The following is a 2,121-nucleotide window of genomic DNA, read 5'->3' on the forward strand; positions in this document are numbered from 1 at the left end:
ACGGCGAAGCGCGCTGCATCTCCTTCGGTGGCTTGCGGGTCGACGATGCCATTGAACACGCGCTCCTGCAGGTGGTCAGTCCCGGTGCCATCGCCGCCGCAGAGGCGGCCGCCAGGCAAGCAGTGAGCCAGCGGGACCAGGTCCGCGGCGCGCTTTGCCGTGACCTGGAGGCGGCCCAATACACAGCTGACCGGGCCTTCCGGCAGTATGATGCGTCCGACCCGGAGAACCGCCTGGTGACCGCCGAACTGGAAACCCGGTGGAACCGGGCGCTTCAGCGGGTTCAGGAGATCGAGCACAAGCTCGCGCAGCACGACACGGCCAGCCGGGACGGAACACCACTGCCGGCGGAAGATCTGGCCGTCCTGGGGTCCAATCTCGAACGCGTCTGGTTTGCGCCGGCCACCGATGCCAGGCTTAAGAAGCGCATCGTCCGCACGGTGATCCAGGAAGTGGTGGCAGATCTTGATGATGATGCCTCCGAGATCGTTTTGCTGGTTCATTGGGCCGGCGGCGCCCATACGGAAATCCGCCTGCCAAAGCGCCGCCGCGGACAGCGCAATGCAACACCGCCGGATATTGTTGAGGCTGTCCGCCAGCTTGCGCGGATCGCCAGCGACGATGTCATCGCAGGCGTTCTGAACCGGAACGGTCTTGCCACCGGAAACGGCAACCGCTGGACCAGGGAGCGCATCACTGCACTCCGGTCCTACCGCAAAATTCCGGTATTCAAGCCCGATCCCGGCGGCCTCGATCCCTGGCTCAACCTATCCAGCGCGGCCAAGCTGCTCGGGGTGGCCCCAAAAACGTTGCGGTTGGCAGCGGAAGCGGGTGAAATTGAGGCGGATCATCCGCTTGCCGACGGGCCATGGGTATTCGAGCGCGCGGAACTGTCAAAAACGGCGTCCCAACAACTCAGGAAACGGGCGCAGAAAAACCCCAAACACCCCGCGGTATCGCACCCGGATCAGCAAAACCTATTTTCTTCAACAACATAGAAAGATGGGCGCAATGAAGCAGAGTTGTAGTGTCTTCGCCAATCCTCCAGCTTTTTCGCCGCATCCGCAAGGCTCATGAACCAGTGGGCGTTCAAACACTCAGCCCGCAGCTTGCTGTTGAATGCCTCGATGAAGCCGTTGTCGGTCGGCTTGCCGGGCCGTGAAAAGTCCAAGGTAACCTGCTTGGCATATGCCCAGAGATCGAGGTCGCGGGAGACGAACTCGCTGCCATTATCGACTCGTATCGTTTTTGGGTAGCCGAGCTTGCTACAAATCCGTTCAAGCGTCTGGACCACATCTTCGCCGCGATACCGAAACCGCACATCCGTCGCTGGGCAGTAACGTGAATGCGTGTCGACGATGGTCAGGATCCGCAGTTTCTTGCCCAAGGCGAGCTGATCGTGAACGAAATCCATTGCCCACACATCGTTCGGGCCAACGGCGTCAGCGCGGTCATCTCGCAGCTTCGCTTTTACTCTTCGTTTCGGCGTCTTGTTCCGCAGTTGCAGCCCCAAGGCTCTGTAAACACTGTAGACCTTCCTGATACTGACATCCCAACCCTCCCGGTCGAGAACGACGTAGACACGCCGATAGCCATAGCGCACACGCGTCTCGCAGATCTCTTTGATCCGCCGCTTCAGCTCTGCCGGATCGGTGCGGCGAGATTTGTAGTGGTAGCTTGAGCGGTCGAACCTCAGGGCCCCACATGCCCTGCGGATCGAGACCGCCCAGTCTGCGCACATCCCGCGAACCAGTTCACGCCTCCGTTCCGGCTTCAGAGCTTTCGCCGCACGACATCCTGCAACATCTGACGATCAAGTGTCAGATCCGCCACGATCCGCTTCAGCCGTGCATTCTCATCTTCAAGCTGCTTCAGCCGACGCATCTCATCGGGCAACAACCCGCCGTATTTCTTCTTCCAGGCGAAATAGGTCGACTGCCCGATCCCAGCCTTGCGACAAATCTCGGCAACTGATGTGCCTTCCTCGCCTTGCCTCAGAATGAACGCCTTCTGTGCTTCCGTGAACTTCGATGCTTTCATGCGCTTCCGCTCCTCTCCCAGCCAGGAAAGCTTAGCTGAAAACTCCAGTTTCAAACGGTCCAATTTTCAGGGGGCAGAGCA

Annotated in this window: 1 protein-coding gene and 1 pseudogene; one reads left to right on the top strand and one right to left on the bottom strand. The window is 59.9% G+C overall.

All coding sequences use genetic code 11. From position 1 onward, the window contains the following. Positions 1 to 998 (top strand): hypothetical protein (locus tag F8R15_RS20805; protein ID WP_216644159.1); only part of this gene is annotated, 998 nt, incomplete at its 5' end. Positions 999 to 1,021: 23 nt separating this feature from the next. Here F8R15_RS20805 and F8R15_RS20810 read toward each other — a convergent pair. After that, positions 1,022 to 2,040: pseudogene (locus tag F8R15_RS20810) on the bottom strand (IS3 family transposase); the annotation flags it as partial. Positions 2,041 to 2,121 lie beyond the last annotated feature (81 nt).

This window comes from Thioclava sp. JE_KL1, assembly GCF_009296265.1.
GTDB lineage: Bacteria > Pseudomonadota > Alphaproteobacteria > Rhodobacterales > Rhodobacteraceae > Thioclava.